Origin of the sequence: Roseibium sp. AS2, from assembly GCF_038900065.1 — a bacterium.
Classification (GTDB): Bacteria; Pseudomonadota; Alphaproteobacteria; order Rhizobiales; family Stappiaceae; genus Roseibium.
Genome location: NZ_JBBMQN010000006.1, coordinates 202,166 through 218,790, shown reverse-complemented (window position 1 = coordinate 218,790; position 16,625 = coordinate 202,166). Strand labels below are relative to the sequence as shown.

Annotated in this window: 13 protein-coding genes and 1 riboswitch; of the genes, 1 reads left to right on the top strand and 12 read right to left on the bottom strand. The window is 63.4% G+C overall.

The window, feature by feature from the left end:
* Positions 1–56 precede the first annotated feature (56 nt).
* Entirely contained in the window at positions 57–665 is a 609-nt protein-coding gene (locus WNZ15_RS18875) for a dimethylsulfonioproprionate lyase family protein (protein WP_342894565.1), read from the top strand.
* 10 nt (positions 666–675) lie between these two features.
* Here WNZ15_RS18875 and WNZ15_RS18870 read toward each other — a convergent pair whose 3' ends face one another.
* The 12 genes from WNZ15_RS18870 to WNZ15_RS18815 all read right to left on the bottom strand — a co-directional run bounded on the left by WNZ15_RS18870 (position 676) and on the right by WNZ15_RS18815 (position 16,273).
* The gene (locus WNZ15_RS18870) at positions 676–1,146 is read right to left on the bottom strand and encodes a 6,7-dimethyl-8-ribityllumazine synthase (protein WP_342894564.1); all 471 of its coding nucleotides are present in this window, start codon (positions 1,144–1,146) and stop codon (positions 676–678) included.
* A 65-nt stretch (positions 1,147–1,211) separates the two neighbouring features.
* Positions 1,212–1,367, bottom strand: a riboswitch (FMN riboswitch).
* 39 nt (positions 1,368–1,406) lie between these two features.
* Positions 1,407–2,906 carry a siroheme synthase CysG gene (cysG, locus tag WNZ15_RS18865; RefSeq protein ID WP_342894563.1) on the bottom strand — a complete coding sequence of 500 codons (1,500 nt, stop codon included), beginning with the start codon at positions 2,904–2,906 and terminating at the stop codon, positions 1,407–1,409.
* Entirely contained in the window at positions 2,881–5,562 is a 2,682-nt protein-coding gene (locus WNZ15_RS18860; RefSeq protein WP_342894562.1) for a molybdopterin-dependent oxidoreductase, read from the bottom strand. The genes cysG and WNZ15_RS18860 overlap by 26 nt, the downstream gene beginning before the upstream one ends.
* A gap of 22 nt (positions 5,563–5,584) precedes the next feature.
* Positions 5,585–6,034, bottom strand: coding sequence for a cyanase (cynS, locus tag WNZ15_RS18855; RefSeq protein ID WP_342894561.1), 450 nt, complete (start codon positions 6,032–6,034; stop codon positions 5,585–5,587).
* Between the two features lie 14 nt (positions 6,035–6,048).
* Positions 6,049–7,782 carry a bifunctional protein-serine/threonine kinase/phosphatase gene (locus WNZ15_RS18850; RefSeq protein ID WP_342894694.1) on the bottom strand — a complete coding sequence of 578 codons (1,734 nt, stop codon included), beginning with the start codon at positions 7,780–7,782 and terminating at the stop codon, positions 6,049–6,051.
* A 77-nt stretch (positions 7,783–7,859) separates the two neighbouring features.
* Positions 7,860–8,705, bottom strand: a complete 846-nt coding sequence (locus WNZ15_RS18845) for a formate/nitrite transporter family protein (protein ID WP_342894560.1) — start codon at positions 8,703–8,705, stop codon at positions 7,860–7,862.
* A 30-nt stretch (positions 8,706–8,735) separates the two neighbouring features.
* Complete coding sequence (nirD, locus tag WNZ15_RS18840) at positions 8,736–9,077, bottom strand: nitrite reductase small subunit NirD (protein WP_342894559.1); 342 nt, start codon at positions 9,075–9,077, stop codon at positions 8,736–8,738.
* On the bottom strand, positions 9,074–11,527 hold the full coding sequence (nirB, locus tag WNZ15_RS18835) for a nitrite reductase large subunit NirB (protein WP_342894558.1): 2,454 nt from the start codon (positions 11,525–11,527) through the stop codon (positions 9,074–9,076). Before nirB ends, nirD begins: the two co-directional genes overlap by 4 nt.
* A 4-nt stretch (positions 11,528–11,531) precedes the next feature.
* Positions 11,532–11,957, bottom strand: coding sequence for a globin family protein (locus WNZ15_RS18830; protein WP_342894557.1), 426 nt, complete (start codon positions 11,955–11,957; stop codon positions 11,532–11,534).
* Positions 11,958–11,974: 17 nt separating this feature from the next.
* A complete protein-coding gene (locus tag WNZ15_RS18825) occupies positions 11,975–13,735 on the bottom strand; it encodes a nitrate ABC transporter ATP-binding protein (protein ID WP_342894556.1) in 1,761 nt (586 codons plus the stop codon).
* An 11-nt stretch (positions 13,736–13,746) separates the two neighbouring features.
* Positions 13,747–14,829: an ABC transporter permease gene (locus tag WNZ15_RS18820; protein WP_342894555.1), complete on the bottom strand. Its 1,083-nt coding sequence runs from the start codon at positions 14,827–14,829 to the stop codon at positions 13,747–13,749.
* 91 nt (positions 14,830–14,920) lie between these two features.
* Positions 14,921–16,273, bottom strand: a complete 1,353-nt coding sequence (locus WNZ15_RS18815) for a CmpA/NrtA family ABC transporter substrate-binding protein (RefSeq protein WP_342894693.1) — start codon at positions 16,271–16,273, stop codon at positions 14,921–14,923.
* Positions 16,274–16,625 lie beyond the last annotated feature (352 nt).

Genomic DNA, 16,625 nt, shown 5'->3' with positions numbered 1-16,625 from the left:
TGCGGCACGGGGATGCAAATGGTGGAGTGGCAGGGAACCATGACAAGGCCCGACACATGACCCGCCCTCCCGATCTGCAATCGTTTCTGGACGCTGCCGTTGGCGTGCTCGGCGGGGCCTTGAGCGATCCTGCCCAGATGTCCGCCTTCGGGCTGATACACAAGGCCCTGGAGTTGCCGGGGCAGTTTCCGGACCCCGCCGGCAGCCGCTTGCCGGTTTGTGAGCATCTTGCCCGCGCAGCCGATCCCGGTCGGCAGGACGCGCCGGCTCTGCAGCATCTGCTGGCACGGTTTCAGGCAATCGAGCCGCTGCTCACCTGGACACGCCGGGCCGGCGGCCTGACAAACGCCAGCGCCAGTTTTCCGGACGGCCATGCCAATGCGATCATCGTCGGTCCAAACGGTCTTGAGCAGCGCACGGATGTCTGGCTGGGCGTGTCGCTGATGGCGCCCGATGTCCGCTATCCGGACCACAGCCATCCGCCGGAGGAAATCTACCTCGCGCTGTCGGACGGTGCGTTCCGTCACGGCGAGGACGACTGGGTGGAACCGGGCGCCGGTGGGACGTTTCACAATCCGCCGCGGATCCGGCACACCATGCGATCACGTGCGGACCCGCTGCTGGCCTTGTGGTTTCTGCTCGACCGCAATGTGAGCGCCGGCTGAACGCAGCCGGTCAGGCGACGGCGCGCGTGGGCATCCGCGGCAAGGCCGCATGGACGCCGGCCACCTGAACAGCCGCCTCCGCCGCCTCGCGGCCCTTCTTCAGAAAATGCGCATGATAGAATTCCTGATGGTCCACCGACGGCTGGAAGTGATGCGGGGTCAGGGACACCGACAGGATCGGCACGCCGGTTTTCAAGCCGGCGTTCATCAGCCCCTCGACCACCGCCTGGGCCACGAAATCGTGCCGGTAGATGCCGCCGTCGACCACGAGAGCACACGCCGCGATCGCGTCATATGTTCCGGTCTCGGCAAGTTTCTGCGCGAGCAACGGCATTTCGAAGGCACCGGGCACATCGAACACGGCCACATCGGCGTCGGCGCCGAGTTCCGCGAGACGTTCCTTGAAACCGGCAAGGGCCTGATCGACGATATCCGCATGCCAACCGGCCTTGATAAATGCAAATCTGGGGGATTTTGTCACAGTTCCGGATCCTTTTTACCTGACAAGATCCCAGAGCAGAACAATCCTCGGCCGAAACCGAGCTGTCCAATTCTCTTCCATCCGGACTATGACCGTCGGCCCCGGAATTTCACCGGATCTGCTGACCCATCCAAAAGCCGGATCTTCCGATCCATTTTAAGGAATGGCGCTCGCGGGCTATCACCGCCGGTGGGGACTTTCACCCCGCCCTGAGAACACATTGCAGCTAGTCGCATGGTCCCGAAATGTCAACGGCGGCGTCACCCGAACGCAGTGGCCGGCTGGTCATCGGACGTTCCCGAATCACACGCCCCCTCGGCGGCCGCCATGGACCGTTCCGCCAACACCTCCCCAACGGCGATGAGAACGGGGCCCGCCGTTCGCAGTCCGTCCACGCCCTCGCCCAGACCCGCCAGGGGCCCGGCCCAGGACGCCGCATCGGATCGCGATATGTTGGTCATGACACGCACGGGAGTGTCCGGATGGCGGCCTTCCCGGATCAGCCGCTCACTGATGCGCGCGGCCATGCGGCCGGCCATGTAGAAGACGGTTGTCGTCGCCGGGTCCGTCAGGCCCTTCCAGTCGACCGTGTCCGGCAGATCTCCGTTTCTGGAGTGGCCCGTGACAAACCGCACGCTCTGGGCGTGATCCCGGTGGGTGAGCGAAATGCCGAGCGCGGCCGCCATGGCCGAGGCTGCGGTGATGCCGGGGACGACCGAGGCCGGGATGCCTTCCTGGCGAAGCCTTTCCAGCTCCTCGCCCGCGCGGCCGAAGATCATCGGATCGCCGGACTTGAGCCTGACAACATTCTTGCCCCGGCGCGCAAGCGAAACCATCAGGTCGTTGATGTCTTCCTGCCGGCAGCTTTCCCGGCCGCCACGCTTGCCAACGAGCATGCGTTTGGCCTCCCTGCGGGCCAGTTCCAGGACCGCGTCGTCGACAAGATCGTCGAACAGGATCACATCGGCGCCCTGCAAGGCCCTGACGGCCTTCAATGTCAGGTATTCCGCATCCCCGGGGCCGGCGCCGACAAGCGTCACCCGTCCTCCCGCCGAGCCGGAACCGGCTTCGATCCGCGGCAGCAGGTCCCTGGCCCGGTCTTCCTCTGGCGCCGCCTGGCCGGAAAAGGCCAGGTCGGTGAAGCTTTCCCAGAACCTGCGCCGCTCAAGACCTGCGGAAAGGCTGGTCATGACCCGTTGACGGACCCTGCCCGCGAGCTTCGCCCAGTCCTGCAGGCTCGCCGGCAGAAGCGTTTCGATGCGGCGGCGGATGGCCTGCCCGAGAATCGGCGCGACACCGCTTGTCGAAATGCCGATCACCACGGGCGACCGGTTGACGATGGAGCCGAACTGAAACTGGCAATAGGGCGGATTGTCGATGACGTTGACGGGAACGCCGGCCGCCCCGGCCGCGCAGTGAAACGCCCTCGCCTCGCCGTCGCTTGCCGCGTCCGCCACCGCCAGGGCCGCTCCCTGAAGACAGTCCGCGCTCCAGGGTCGGGCATGATGGGTGTAATGCCGCCCGTCCGTTCCCGACGCGATCAGGTCCTGGAAGGCTGGGGTCAGATTTTCGGCGTAGACATGAACCTGCGCCCCGCTCGCGGCAAGCAGTTCCGCCTTCCAGCAGGCCGCATCCGTTCCTCCCGCGACGACGATCCTTCGCCCTTGCAACGGAAAGAATAGCGGCAGACTGGCAAGGGTCTCGATGGGTGCCGCGCGGCGGCGCGCACCGACCTCAACCGGCTTTCGCGATGTCGGCATCTTCGGCCACCTCCTGGTTGAGTGTATCGATGAGCATGCGGATTTCCGAACGGCAGGAGCCGCAATTGGTGCCGGCCTTCAGGCAGGTTCCGACCGCCTTGACACTGTCCGCCCCCGCCTGGACGGCGTCCGCGATCTGGTTGGCGCCGACCTGGAAGCAGGAACAGACGATCGCTCCGGGGTCGGGCCTGTCGGCTGGTGCGCGTCCCGCCAGCACCCGGTGGCGCAAGCCCGGCTGACCAGCGGCTTCCGCCAGCAGGCCACAGGCCCAGCCGCGCGAGACGGCAACCGGTTCCGCACCGAGATAGATGAGCGCCTGCAGTGTGTTCTCCTGCCAGACGGCCACACGAAGCTGGCCGCTCGCCGCATCGTGAAACCGGAGCATTTCTCCGGTATCGCCGGCAAGACGTGTGGCCAGGTCCTCCAGATCGGGCGCGCCGCTGCCCGCCAACTCTAGACGGTAGCCGTCCTCCACCCTGGCAATCGCCCAATAGTCTGCCGGGATGTCCCGGGGTCTTTGCCTCAGGATGGCGAAACCGTGCCAGATCATCGCCGACCTTTTCACGGACACAGGTGTGAATTTCGAGCCCGGCTGGCCCGAAACCGGATCGGTGCGCGGCGCGACCACCGTGTCGATGCGCGCGGAGGCGGCGAACTGGTCGGTCCAGTGCATCGGCACGAAGACCGTGCCTTTCCGCACCCGTTCCGTCAGTTGCGCGCGGAGCGTAACCTTTCCGAACGGGCTTTTGACCTCGACCAGATCAGCTGCGGAAATGCCCAGCGGTGCGGCATCCTCCGGATGAATTTCGGCAAAGGGTTCGGCAATGTGGGAGGCCAGCCGCGCGGTCATGCCGGTGCGGGTCATTGTGTGCCACTGGTCACGGATGCGGCCGGTGTTCAAGGTGAAGGGATAGGTCCGCCCGTGTTTCTCGGGGGCTTTGAACGCGGTCGGGACGAGATTGGCCTTGCCGTCGCGCGTGAAAAAGCCGCCGGAGCCGAAGAACCGCGTCTCCTCGCTGCCGCCCTTTTGCGCCTGCGGCCACTGAACCGGCGGCTGCGCGTCATAGTCGTCTTCGGAGATGTCCGCGAGGCCGCCGAGATCGAAGTCGCGGCGGCCATTATTGCCGACAGCGGACAACGCGGCGTGTTCGCGGAAGATCTGCGCCGGCCCACGATAGGCAAAGGCGTCGGCGAAGCCCATGCGCCTGGCGACATCCGCAAGCTGCCACCAGTCCGGGCGGGCGTCTCCCGGCAGGTCCATGAACCGTCTTTGCCGTGAGATCCGCCGCTCGGAATTGGTCACCGTGCCGTCCTTCTCGCCCCAGGCGGCGGCGGGCAGGAGCACATCCGCGAACGGCACCGTGTCCGCGGCGCGCGTCACCTCGGAAACAGCTACAAAGGGGCAGGTTTTCAGCGCAGCGGCCACATCATCCGCGTCCGGAAGGCTGTCCACCGGGCTGGTCGCCATGATCCAGAGGGCCTTGATCCGGCCGGCCTTCACCGCCTTGAAGAGGTCCACAGCCTTCAGTCCGGGCGTTTCCGCCATGACCGGGCTGTTCCAGAAGTCCTGGACAAGGGTGCGGTGGCCGGGATTGTCGATTTCCATATGGGCGGCCAGCATGTTGGCCAGCCCGCCGACCTCGCGCCCGCCCATGGCATTGGGTTGCCCCGTGACCGAGAACGGTCCCATGCCCGGTTTGCCGATCCGGCCGGTGGCCAGATGGGTATTGATGATCGCGTTGACCTTGTCCGTCCCCACAACCGACTGGTTCACGCCCTGGCTGTAGACCGTGACCGTTTTCGAGGTCCGGGCGACCATCGTGTAGAAAAGCGCGACATCCTGCGGCGGGAGCCCGGTCTCGGCGGCAATGCGCTTGACGTCACATGGCCCGGCTGCTGCGAGCGCCTGGTCCAGTCCCCGGGTGTGGTTTGCCAGATACGCATGGTCGAGTGCGTCTGTTTCCGCCAGAAAGGCCAGCAATCCGTTGAAGAGCGCAACATCCGTATCCGGCGCCAGGGCGAGATGGAGATCGGCTAGCGCGCAGGTCGCCGTTTCGCGCGGGTCGATGACCACGATCCGCATCGCCGGATTGGCCGCGCGGGCAGCTTCGAGGCGCTGGAACAGGACCGGATGGCACCAGGCAAGGTTGGACCCGACCAGGACCACCAGATCCGCCAGTTCCAGATCCTCGTAGGTGCCCGGCACCGTGTCGGCGCCGAAGGCACGGCGGTGGCCTGCGACGGAGGACGCCATGCACAGTCTGGAGTTCGTGTCGATATTGGCCGAGCCGATGAAACCCTTCATCAGCTTGTTGGCGACGTAATAGTCCTCGGTCAGGATCTGGCCGGAAACGTAAAACGCGACGCTGTCGGGACCATGGTCCCGGATCGCGGTGGTGAATTTGTCCGCGACCAGGTCGAGCGCTTCGTCCCAGCCCGCACGCCTGCCTGCGATTTCGGGGTGCAGAAGCCGGTCTTCCAGGGAAAGCGTTTCGCCAAGGGCAGACCCCTTGGAGCAAAGCCGGCCGTAGTTGGCCGGATGCTCAGGGTCACCTGCAACGCTCACGGATCCGTCGCCGTGCCGGGTGGCGATCACGCCGCATCCGACACCGCAATAGGGACAGCAGGTCCGGGTGGTCGTGTTGTTTTCTGTCATGCCTTCCATCCCCGGGCCTGCCTTACCAGGCGTTGTAGGCGAGATACTTGCCGGACATCTCGACCTTCACCCGGTCGCCCTTCGGGTTCTCGACACGTGTCACCGACATGTCGAAATCAATCGCCGACATGATGCCATCGCCGAACTTTTCGTGGATCAGCGCCTTGATGGTCGGGCCGTACACGCCGACGATCTCGTAAAGACGGTAGATGCAGGGATCGGTCGGGATGGCCTGTTCCCAGATCTTGGTCGGACTTTCCTGCAGCAGAAGCGCTGCTTCCTGGGGCAGTCCGAGCACTTCTGTGATCGCTCCGGCCTTGTCCTGCGGCATCGCGTTCATGCCCATGGCCGCGGAATGGGTCCAGACCGGCGACATGCCGATTTTCGCTGCGATGCCTTCCCAGGTGAGGCCTGCCTGGCGTTTCGCCGACAGGGTCATTGCAGTGACGTCTTCACGGGTCAGAGCGGACATGGGACCTCCTATTCCTATGGATTGCTGAAAAGCTGGATGAAAAGCGCGGAGCACAATACTGCGAGCAAGACAGATACGATCTGCCAGAAGCGCACCGGATCGCGTTCGGCCAACGGCACGAATTCCTCCGACCGGAAGGCGGGATTGGGACGGCGCAGATCTTCCAGGAAGGCGCTCATTGCCTCGTATCGCTTGCCCGGAGCGGGACTGACCGCACGGCACAAGGCATGGTCGACCCAGTCCGGCACCCTCCCGGTGAGCGCGGCCGCGCTGCGATACCGCAGCCTTGCCTGGGCTTTTTCGCTGGTCGCCCGAGCGACGCCTGCGCCATAGGGCAGCTTGCCGGTGAGCATTTCATATGCGATGACACCCAGCGAGAAGAGGTCGCTCCGCCTGGTGCCGAGATACCCCAGAAAGAGCTCCGGCGCAGTGTACTGATGGGTTCCGAGAATTTCGGCCCTGTCCAGCGCGGGGGCCGCTTCCATGACACCAGCGATGCGGACCGAACCGAAATCGATGATCTTCACGGTACCGGCTGTGTCGATCATGATGTTCTCGGGCCTGAGGTCCTGATGCACCATTTCCTGGCGGTGGAAGGCCCTCAGGCCCCTGGCGATCTGCTCAAGCAGACCCCGCACCGTTTCCAGATCGGGATGCGGGTTGTCCAGCATCCACTGCCGCAGGGTCTGACCCTCGACATACTCGGTTGCGACAAACAGGGATTGTCTGTCCTGCGGCAGCTCCGCCGCCTTGAGCACATGCGGCGAGGACATCCGGCGGGCGATCCATTCCTCCAGAGCAAAGCGGCGAAGGTAGTCCTCGTCGCCGCGCAGATCCATGGACGGCAATTTCAGCGCCACGAGCGCACCGCGGGCCTCGTCCCGCGCCAGGTAAATGTGGCTGCGGCTGGACGCATGCAGAGACCGCAACAGGCGGAAGCCCTCGAAATATCCCGGCACGTGCGGCAGGCTGGCGGGGGGCAGGTTTTCTTCCTCCGCGAGCAATCCGGCGGCGTCCGCATCGGGCAGACCGGCAACCCGTACGATCTGGACCGTGAGATTGTCCGTGCTGCCGGCTTCCAGCGCGAGACGGCCGATCGCCTCCGCCGCCGCGTTCAGGGCGGACGCTCCGGTGATGGCGCCGGCGATGGTTCCCGGCGACAGGACCTCATGGATGCCGTCGGTGGTCAGCACAAAGATGTCGCCGGTCTTCAGGTCCTCCGCCCGGTAGTCGAATTCGACCATTGCCGCCAGACCCAGGGCCCGGCCAAGGACAGTCTCACCCGAGGAGACCTGAACCGTGTGATCCTGCGTCAACTGCTCCAGGCCATGCCCGGACAGGCGCCAGATCCGGCTGTCACCCGCATTGAAGAGATGCGCCTCGCGCCCCTTCAGGACAAGCGCGGAGAACGTGCAGACGTGCCCGCGATCCGGAGTGAGCGCCTGTCTTGTCTGGCTGAACAGCCAGGAGTTCGTCGCGCGGATCACGCGGCTTGCGGCGGTCTTCACCGACCAGGCATCCGATGTGCAGTAATAGTCCGTCAGGAACGACTTGACGGCGGTCTCCGCGGCGACACGCGCAAGAGGACTGGAGGAAATACCGTCGGCGATCGCGACCGCGACCCCCTTGTGCACCAGCGCCTGCCCCGCGGGCACGAGCAGACCGTGAAAGTCCTGATTGTCAGGCTTTGCGCCGGCGGCCGAATACTGGCCGGTCTCGACGTTCAAGGTTGCATGCGGGGCTTGCATCAGCACGGTGGACTTCCTTCGGAAGGGGGAGATCCCCGCCGCCGGCGCGGCGGGGTCCCGTTCTGCCAATCGGCCTGTTATTCGGCGGGAGTTGCCGCCGGGGCCGTCTCGAGGCCGGCATTGCGTTTCGGCGAGGTCTTGTAGTGGGTGGCGTAGATCATTCCGCCCACGAAGGTCAGACCGCCGACCAGATTGCCGACCACGACCGGAATTTCGTTGTAGGCGAAATAGTCGAACCAGGTGAAATCACCACCGAGCATGATGCCGGACGGGAACAGGAACATGTTGACGATGGAATGTTCGAAACCGAGATAGAAGAACACCAGGATCGGCATCCACATGGCCATGATCTTGCCGGAGACGGAATTCGACATCATCGCGGCGACAACACCGGTGGACACCATCCAGTTGCACATCACGGCCCGGATAAAGACGGTCAGCAGCCCCGCCCAGCCGGCTGAGGCGTAGCCGAGGGTCCGGGCTTCCCCGATCTGGCCGATCCTCTGCCCGACCGCATTCGGTTCCTGGCTGAAGCCCATGGTGAAGATGATGGCCATGAACACTGCCGTGGTCATGGCTCCGGCGAAGTTGCCGCAGAAAACCAGGCCCCAGTTGCGAAAGACGCCGCCCCAGGTGCAGCCCGGGCGCTTGGCGATGACCGCGAGCGGAGCCAGCGTGAACACGCCGGTCAGCAGGTCGAAGCCGAGCAGATAAAGCATGCAGAAGCCGACCGGGAACAGCACGGACGCGACCAGGAAGTTGCCGGTGTTGACCGCGATGGTGACGGCGAAGGCGGCCGCGAGGGCCAGAATGGCGCCGGCCATGTAGGAACGGATCAAGGTGTCCTTGGTGGACATGAAAATCTTGGATTCGCCCGCATCGATCATTTTCGAAGCGAACTCCTGCGGCATCACATATGACATTGAGATTCCTTTCGCGGATGGCCCGTCCGTTCAGACAGCTTCATGGGAGTAAGAAAGGTCGATGAAGATCCGGCTGTCCTCGAGCCGGACCGGGAAGGCCGTGGTCCGGCCTTCGTCGGCGCCTTGTGCGGCGCCGGTTTCCAGAGAAATCACCCAGTTGTGCAGCGGGCAGGTCACACAGCCGTCATGCACGATCCCCTGACTGAGCGGCCCGTTTCTGTGGGGGCACTTGTCTTCCAGCGCGAAGACGTCGTCCTTGGCGGTGCGGAAGATCGCGACCGTCATGTCCCCGTTCTTCACGCAGCGCGCGCCTTGCCGGGGAATGTCTTCCAGGGAGCCGATATGCACCCAGTTGCGGATTTCGGCGGTCATTCGGCTGCCTCCTTGGTCAGAACGGCCATCGGGTTGAATTCGTGTTTGTCCTTGCCGGACACACGTTCCGACCACGGATCGACCTGGGCGAATTTCTGGGAGAAGACGAAACTGTCGTAATAGGCCTTGCGCTTGTCCGCATCGTCCATGATCTGGCGGCGGATCTCGTCGTAGCCGATGCGCTTGGCCCACTTGTAGATCCGCTCAAGGTAGTGACCCTGCTCGCGGTACATCTGGGCAAGAGCGACGACGTGCTCCAGCGCGTCTTCCTCGGTCCTGACCTGACCCAGGACTTCCGTGCCCTTGATGTCGAGGCCGGCGGCTCCTGCGAAATGGATCTCGTAACCGCTGTCGACACAGACGATGCCGATGTCCTTGCAGGTCGCTTCCGCGCAGTTGCGTGGACAGCCAGAGACCGCCAGCTTCAGTTTCGCCGGTGTCCAGGAGCCCCACATGAACTTCTCGATCTTGATACCAAGACCGGTCGAATCCTGGGTCCCGAAGCGGCACCAGTCGGTGCCGACGCAGGTTTTCACGGTGCGCAGGCCCTTGGCATAGGCTTGCCCGGAGACGAACCCCGCCTTGCCGAGATCGGCCCAGACGCCGGGAAGGTCTTCCTTCTTGATCCCGAGCATGTCGATGCGCTGGCCACCGGTGCATTTCACCGCCGGGATCTCGTATTTGTCGACGACATCGGCGATTGCACGCAGTTCCTTGGACGAGGTCATGCCGCCCCACATGCGCGGCACGACGGAATAGGTGCCGTCCTTCTGGATGTTGGCGTGAACGCGTTCGTTGATGTAGCGGGACTGGTAGTCGTCGGCGTATTCGTCCGGCCAGTCCGAAACCAGATAGTAGTTCAGCGCCGGGCGGCATTTGGCGCAACCGCCGGAGGAGGTCCATTCCAGTTCCTGCATGACGGCCGGAATGGTCTTGAGTTCCTTGGACTTGATCAGCCGGCGGACATCGCTGTGGCCCAGATGGGTGCAGCCGCACATCGGCGTCACCGCCGCCGGATTGTAGGCGTCGCCCAGGGTGACCTGCAGAAGCTGCTCGACAAGTCCGGTACAGGTACCGCAGGAGGCGGACGCTTTTGTGTGCGCCCTCACGCCATCGAGGTTTGTCAGCCCCTTCTCGGTGATCGTCGTGACGATCTTGCCCTTGCAAATGCCGTTGCAGCCGCAGATTTCCGCATCATCCGGCAAGGCTGCAACGGCCGCCGTAGGGTCCAGGGGGGCTCCCCCCTGGTAGGCCTGGCCGAAAATGAGTGTCTCGCGCATCTCGGAGACATCGGTTCCCTTCTTGAGAAGATCGAAGAACCAGGGTCCGTCGGTGGTCTCGCCGTAGAGAACCGCGCCGACGATCCTGTTGTCCTTCAGGACCAGCCGCTTGTAGACCCCGGCGGCGGCATCCCTGAGGACGATCTCCTCCCGGTCGTCGCCTTCGGCGAAGTCCCCGGCCGAATAGAGATCGACCCCGGTGACCTTCAGCTTGGTCGCCGTCAGGGAACCGGTGTATTCCGACGTCCCTTCCAGCAGGTTCTCGGCAATGACCTTCGCCATCTCGTAAAGCGGCGCGACCAGTCCGTAACACATGCCCCGGTGCTCGACGCATTCCCCAAGCGCGAAGATGTTCTGATCGCTGGTGCGCATGTCGTCTCCGACGAGGACACCGCGATTGACGTCCAGGTCGGCGGATTTCGCCAGCTCCGCGGACGGGCGGATGCCGACCGCCATCACGACGATGCTCGCCTCGATTTCCGAGCCGTCGTCCAGGCGAATGGCCTTGACCCTGCCCGATCCGTCATCGACGATCTCATGGCTGTTGGCCTTGGTGCGCACGTCAATGCCGCGCCGCCGGAACTCCTCCTCAAGCAGGAAACCCGCAGCCGGATCGAGCTGGCGCTCCATCAGCGTCGGCATCAGATGCAGCACGGTGACATCCATGCCCTGCATCTTCAGGCCGGCGGCGGCTTCCAGGCCGAGCAGGCCGCCGCCGATGACCACCGCGCGTCCACCGTGCCTGGCCGCCTCCAGCATTCTGTCGACGTCGTCCAGGTCCCGGTAGGTCAGGACCCCGTCAAGATCCTTGCCCGGCAGCGGGATGATGAAGGGATCCGATCCGGTGGCAATGACCAGTTTGTCGTAGGGCTCCGTGACACCGGTTTCCGACGTGACGGTTTTCGCTTCCCGGTCGATGCCTTGCACGCGGGCCGACTTGTGAAGTTTCACGCCGTGTTCGCGGTACCAGTCGTCCCCGTGGGTGATGATGTCCTCGTAGGACTTCTCACCGGACAGCACCGGAGACAGCATGAGACGGTTGTAGTTCACCCGCGGCTCTGCATTGAAAATGGTGACGTCAAAGGCGTCCGGGTTCTTTTCGAACAGGTCTTCCAGCATCCGGCCGGGAGCCATGCCGTTGCCGACGATAACGAGTTTCTGTTTGTTCATGGATTTACTCCGCAGCCGCAGCATCGGGATAAGCTGCTGTGATCATCACGCCGGATAGGGCTGAATAGGCGGCCAGCCACGCACGCCGTGTGTCTTCGGTGAAAGCGTCGCCGAGACCTTTGCCCAGCGTCCACACAAGTGCTTCGCCAACCGGCTTGTAATGCTCGGCCGTGACGCCGTAGCCGACATGCTTGACGGCCAGTGCCTCGGCTGCCGGCAGGACGGTTTCCAGGTTGCTCAACCCGTTCACCACCACGCCGAGCGTGGTCATGAGCTTGCGTCCCTGGTTGCCGAGATCGGACCTGAACAGCGGCCTGACCTCGGGCGCGATCTCGAACAGGCGGCTGTAGAAAAGGGTGGCGGCGTCATCTGCGATCGGCACCACTTTCGCAAAGGAGGTTTGCACGAGCTGGATTTGGTCTGGCGTCATGGCAGTCTCTCTTCCTGTCATTCGGCGGCTTCGACGGCAGCCTTCTGCCGGGCCATCCTGGTGGCCCGTTTTTCCTGAATGGATTTGAGCTGTTCCTCACTCGGATCAGCCCCGCCCTCGTAGGCTTCCAGGAAGTCCAGAAGCTCTTCGCGGTAGGCGTAGTAATCCGGATGGGCCAGCAGTTCCCGGCGCGAGCGCGGGCGCGGCAGGTCGACTTCCATGACGTTGCCGATCCGGGCATTCGGGCCGTTGGACATCATCACCACGCGGTCGGCGAGCAGGATGGCTTCGTCGACATCATGGGTGACGCAGATCGCGGTGACCTGGGTGCGCTTCCACACATCCATCAGGACGTCCTGCAATTCCCAGCGCGTCAGGCTGTCCAGCATGCCGAAGGGCTCGTCGAGCAGCAGCAGCTTGGGCGACAGGGCGAAGGCCCGGGCAATGCCGACCCGCTGCCGCATGCCGTTGGACAGATCGGCCGCCGACTTCTGCATGGCATGGGCAAGTCCGACCTTGGACAGGTAGTACTCGATGACATCCCGTTTCTCGGCGCGGGAGGCGTCCGGGTAGACCTTGTCGACGCCCAGTTCCACGTTTTCATAGGCCGTCAGCCAGGGCATCAGGCTCGGTGCCTGGAAGACCACGGCCCGGTCAGGCCCCGCCTGGGTCACATGGGTGCCGTCGAGAACGATCGCGCCGTCGGTGATCGGGTTGAGGCCGGCGACCATGGACAGAACCGTGGACTTGCCGCAGCCGGAGTGTCCGATCAGGGTGATGAACTCGCCCTTCCGCATTTTCATGTCGAACCCGTCGACGACCGTCAGAGGCCCCTTCGGGGTCGGGTAGACCTTCTTGAGCTGCGAAAACTCTAGATAACGGTCTTCCCTGGAGGTTTCGGCCGCACGCTCATAGGCGTCCGGCAGCTTGTCTCCGTTTTTCGGGCGCTGGGTGATCGGAACGATGTTCGGCAGAACGATATCGCGCTCCAGATCCGCGCCGCGCTCGGCGCCGGCTTCCATCAGATACGCGGTCACCTCCGCGCGCAGGCGGATGAAGTCCTCGTCGTGATTGAGCTCTCCCCGGTCCCTTGGGCGCTTGAAGGGCACGCTGAATTCCGGGCCGAGCGTCGCGCTTGTTCCCGGTTTCAGGGGAATAATCCGGTCTGCCAGCAGGATGGCCTCGTCGACATCGTTGGTGATGAGGACGATCGTCTTTTTCTCTTCTTCGCAGATCGCGGCGAACTCGTCCTGCAGCTTGGCGCGGGTCAGTGCATCGAGCGCCGACAGCGGCTCGTCGAGCAGGAGAAGCTCCGGTTGCATCGCCAGCGCGCGGGCAACGGCCACCCTCTGGCGCATGCCGCCGGACAGTTCCGCCGGGCTGCGGTCCCTTGCGTGCGCCAGCCCGACCATCGCGATATACTTGTCGCAGATTGCTCTGCGCTCAGCGGCGCTCTTCTTCTTGAAGACACTGTCCACGGCCAGGGCCACATTGCCCGTGACCGACAGCCACGGCATCAGCGAATAGGACTGGAAAACCACGCCCCTGTCGGCACTCGGCCCGTCGATTTCCCTGCCCTTGAAGACGATGCCGCCGGTGTCCGGTTCGATAAGGCCGGCGAGCAGGGAGATCAGCGTGGTCTTGCCGGTTCCGGAGAACCCGACAATGGCAATGAACTCGCCCTCGTCCACTTTCAGATTGATGTCGTCCAGAACGTCGGTGCGACGGGCACCTTCGCCATAGGACTTGGAGACGCCGGAAATTTCCAGAAAGGCCATGTCCGGTCTCCTTATCTGTTCGCCGAGAAGGTGAAGGCGCGCTGCAGGGCGAACATCAGCCGGTCGAGCAGGAACCCGATGATGCCGATGGTCAGCACCGCGACCATGATCCTGGCGAGCGACTGGGAAGAGCCGTTCTGGAATTCGTCCCAGACGAACTTTCCAAGACCCGGGTTCTGCGCCAGCATTTCCGCGGCGATCAGCACCATCCAGCCCACACCCAGGGACAGGCGCAGTCCGGTGAAGATCAGCGGCAGGGAGGACGGCAGAACCAGCTTGGTGATGGTCTTCCAGGTCGGCAATTGCAGGACACGGCCGACGTTCATCAGGTCCTTGTCGACGGAGGCAACGCCCAGCGCCGTGTTGATCAGGGTCGGCCACATGGAGCACAGCGTCACGGTGACGGCGGAGATCAGCAGGGATTTCGACAGCCAGTCGACCGGATCGGCGTAGGTCGCCGACACGATCATGGTGACGATCGGCAGCCATGCGAGCGGCGACACCGGCTTGAATATCTGGATGAGCGGATTGATCGCGCCATTGAAGGAGCGCGACAGACCGGAGGCGATCCCGAGCGGAACGGAGATGATCGTCGCGATCAGGAAACCGAGGCCGACGGTCTTCAGGGAGGTGCCGATCTGGTCGATATAGGTCGGCTTGCCGGTATAGGAGCGCCACTTGACCTTGTCGGACTTGCCTTCCGCTTCGAGCTTGGCATTGCGCTTTTCCTGGCGCTCGAAGAAGGCGTCGGCCTTGTCGCGCTCGCGCACATGATCTTCCCAGAGGTTGACGGTCTGCGACCAGACCTGCGCCGGACCGGGCACGGCTCCGAGAGATGTGTGAACCTGGGGTGCCAGAACGCCCCACAGGATCAGGAAGGCGGCAATGCCCAGCAGCGGGATCAAAAGCACCCGCTTGAGTTCCCCCAGCTGTTCCCGCGGATTGTCTCCGGCGGCCATCTTCAGGAGAGGCACGGTCCAGGACAGACCCAGCGCGTCCAGCCAGCCGGACGCCTTGTTGATCCCCGTGAAAAGCTTCTCCCGGCGCGCTGCGCGGGCAAGGTTCTGACTGCCTGCGGTATCGGCATTGGCCATGATGGGCGTCCCTGTTTCGAAATTCTGTTGGTTCGTTTCAATGGAAGAGAACGGAGCGGCAGGGCTGATGCCGCCGCTCCGCCCCTTGCTGTCAGCCGCCGACGACGTCGTTGCCGGTCACGACCTGCTTGCCTTTCAGGCCGATCGGAAGGCTGTCGATATAGGCGTTGGGGAGTTTGCCGTCATAGGCGATGCCGTCGATGATGTCCCCGGACGGGGTCGGCGCGCGGTAGCCGTCGGTGTCCCAGGGGAAATCCTCCTTGGCGACATGGCCGTCCTCGACGAGCAGTTCCGCCGCCTTGAGATAGATGTCCGGGCGGTAGACGGATTTTGCCACCTCGCCGTACCAGCTGTCCGGCTTGTATTCGCCGATCTGGCCCCAGCGGCGCATCTGGGTCAGATACCAGACCGCGTCGGAATAGTAGGGGTAGGTCGCGAAGTAGCGGTAGAACACGTTGAAATCAGGCACGTCACGCTTGTCGCCCTTCTCGTATTCGAAGGTCCCCGTCATGGAGTTCGCGATGACTTCCGCGTCCGCACCGACATATTCGGATCGGGCGAGGATCTCGACCGCTTCCATCCGGTTGGCATTGTCGTTCTCGTCCAGCCACTTGGCCGCGCGGATCAGCGCCTTGGTGACGGCGAGTGTGGTGTTCGGATATTCCTCGGTGAACTCGCTGGTCATGCCGAAGACCTTCTCCGGATTGTTCTTCCAGATCTCGTAATCGGTGATCACCGGAACGCCGATGCCCTTGAAGACCGCCTGCTGGTTCCAGGGTTCGCCCACGCAATAGCCGTAGATTGTTCCTGCTTCGAGCGTTGACGGCATCTGCGGCGGCGGGGTGACCGAGAGCAGCGCGTCCGCCTGGATCTGGCCGGAAATGTCGGAGCCGGAATAAAAGCCCGGGTGAATGTCACCGGATGCCAGCCAGTAGCGCAGCTCGTAATTGTGGGTCGAGACCGGGAACACCATGCCCATATTGAACGGCTTGCCGTCGGCCTTGAACTCCTCGACAACCGGCTTCAGGGCGGTCGCCTTGATCGGATGGACCGGCTTGCCGTCATCCTGCATTTCCAGATGCGGCTTCATCATCTCCCAGATCTCGTTGGAAACGGTGATGCCGTTGCCGTTCAGATCCATGGAAAACGGCGTCACGATATGCGCCTTGGTGCCGAAGCCGATGGTGGCCGCGAGCGGCTGGCCGGCCAGCATGTGCGCTCCGTCCAGTTCACCGGTGATCACCCGGTCGAGCAGAACCTTCCAGTTGGCCTGCGGCTCCAGGGTCACGAAGAGGCCTTCGTCCTCGAAATACCCAAGCTCGTAGGCGACCGCGAGCGGTGCCATGTCGGTCAGCTTGATGAAACCGAAAGTCAGTTCGTCCTTTTCGACATCCAGCATCTCCGCGAATGCACCGGACGCCGGGACGATCGCGGTGGCGGCCATCAAGGCGGCACATGCAACCCTGCGGGTCATCTTCAGTGTTCTTGCCTGTGTCACGTCCTGTTCCCTCTTGTCCTTCCACGCGCCCTGTCCGGACGCTGGCTAAAAAAAAACCGCCGTTGTGATCCACGCATCAAAGAAGGAGATGCAGATCACAACGGCGGCATTGCCTGGGCGCCCTGCCATGGGCGCAATATGAATTGGCCAGCGTCGGCCACGTATTTATGGAAAGCACAATGCGTGCCAGATTAGAAAAACTTTATTTTTTCCTTAAAAATCAAACCTCTGAACCAACACCGGTTTTTTGGCTATTCTGCGCCAATGCATGATTTGTTGGCGTGTCCGGCAGGCAACT

What these genes read in the sequence shown, in the direction of transcription:
- WNZ15_RS18875 (WP_342894565.1), top strand. Translation starts at nt 57, where the DNA reads ATGACCCGCCCTCCCGATCTGCAATCGTTTCTGGACGCTGCCGTTGGC.
- cysG (WP_342894563.1), bottom strand. Translation starts at nt 2,906, where the DNA reads ATGCCGACATCGCGAAAGCCGGTTGAGGTCGGTGCGCGCCGCCGCGCG.
- WNZ15_RS18860 (WP_342894562.1), bottom strand. Translation starts at nt 5,562, where the DNA reads ATGACAGAAAACAACACGACCACCCGGACCTGCTGTCCCTATTGCGGT.
- cynS (WP_342894561.1), bottom strand. Translation starts at nt 6,034, where the DNA reads ATGTCCGCTCTGACCCGTGAAGACGTCACTGCAATGACCCTGTCGGCG.
- WNZ15_RS18850 (WP_342894694.1), bottom strand. Translation starts at nt 7,782, where the DNA reads ATGCAAGCCCCGCATGCAACCTTGAACGTCGAGACCGGCCAGTATTCG.
- WNZ15_RS18845 (WP_342894560.1), bottom strand. Translation starts at nt 8,705, where the DNA reads ATGTCATATGTGATGCCGCAGGAGTTCGCTTCGAAAATGATCGATGCG.
- nirD (WP_342894559.1), bottom strand. Translation starts at nt 9,077, where the DNA reads ATGACCGCCGAAATCCGCAACTGGGTGCATATCGGCTCCCTGGAAGAC.
- nirB (WP_342894558.1), bottom strand. Translation starts at nt 11,527, where the DNA reads ATGAACAAACAGAAACTCGTTATCGTCGGCAACGGCATGGCTCCCGGC.
- WNZ15_RS18830 (WP_342894557.1), bottom strand. Translation starts at nt 11,957, where the DNA reads ATGACGCCAGACCAAATCCAGCTCGTGCAAACCTCCTTTGCGAAAGTG.
- WNZ15_RS18825 (WP_342894556.1), bottom strand. Translation starts at nt 13,735, where the DNA reads ATGGCCTTTCTGGAAATTTCCGGCGTCTCCAAGTCCTATGGCGAAGGT.
- WNZ15_RS18820 (WP_342894555.1), bottom strand. Translation starts at nt 14,829, where the DNA reads ATGGCCAATGCCGATACCGCAGGCAGTCAGAACCTTGCCCGCGCAGCG.
- WNZ15_RS18815 (WP_342894693.1), bottom strand. Translation starts at nt 16,273, where the DNA reads ATGGCCGCCACCGCGATCGTCCCGGCGTCCGGTGCATTCGCGGAGATG.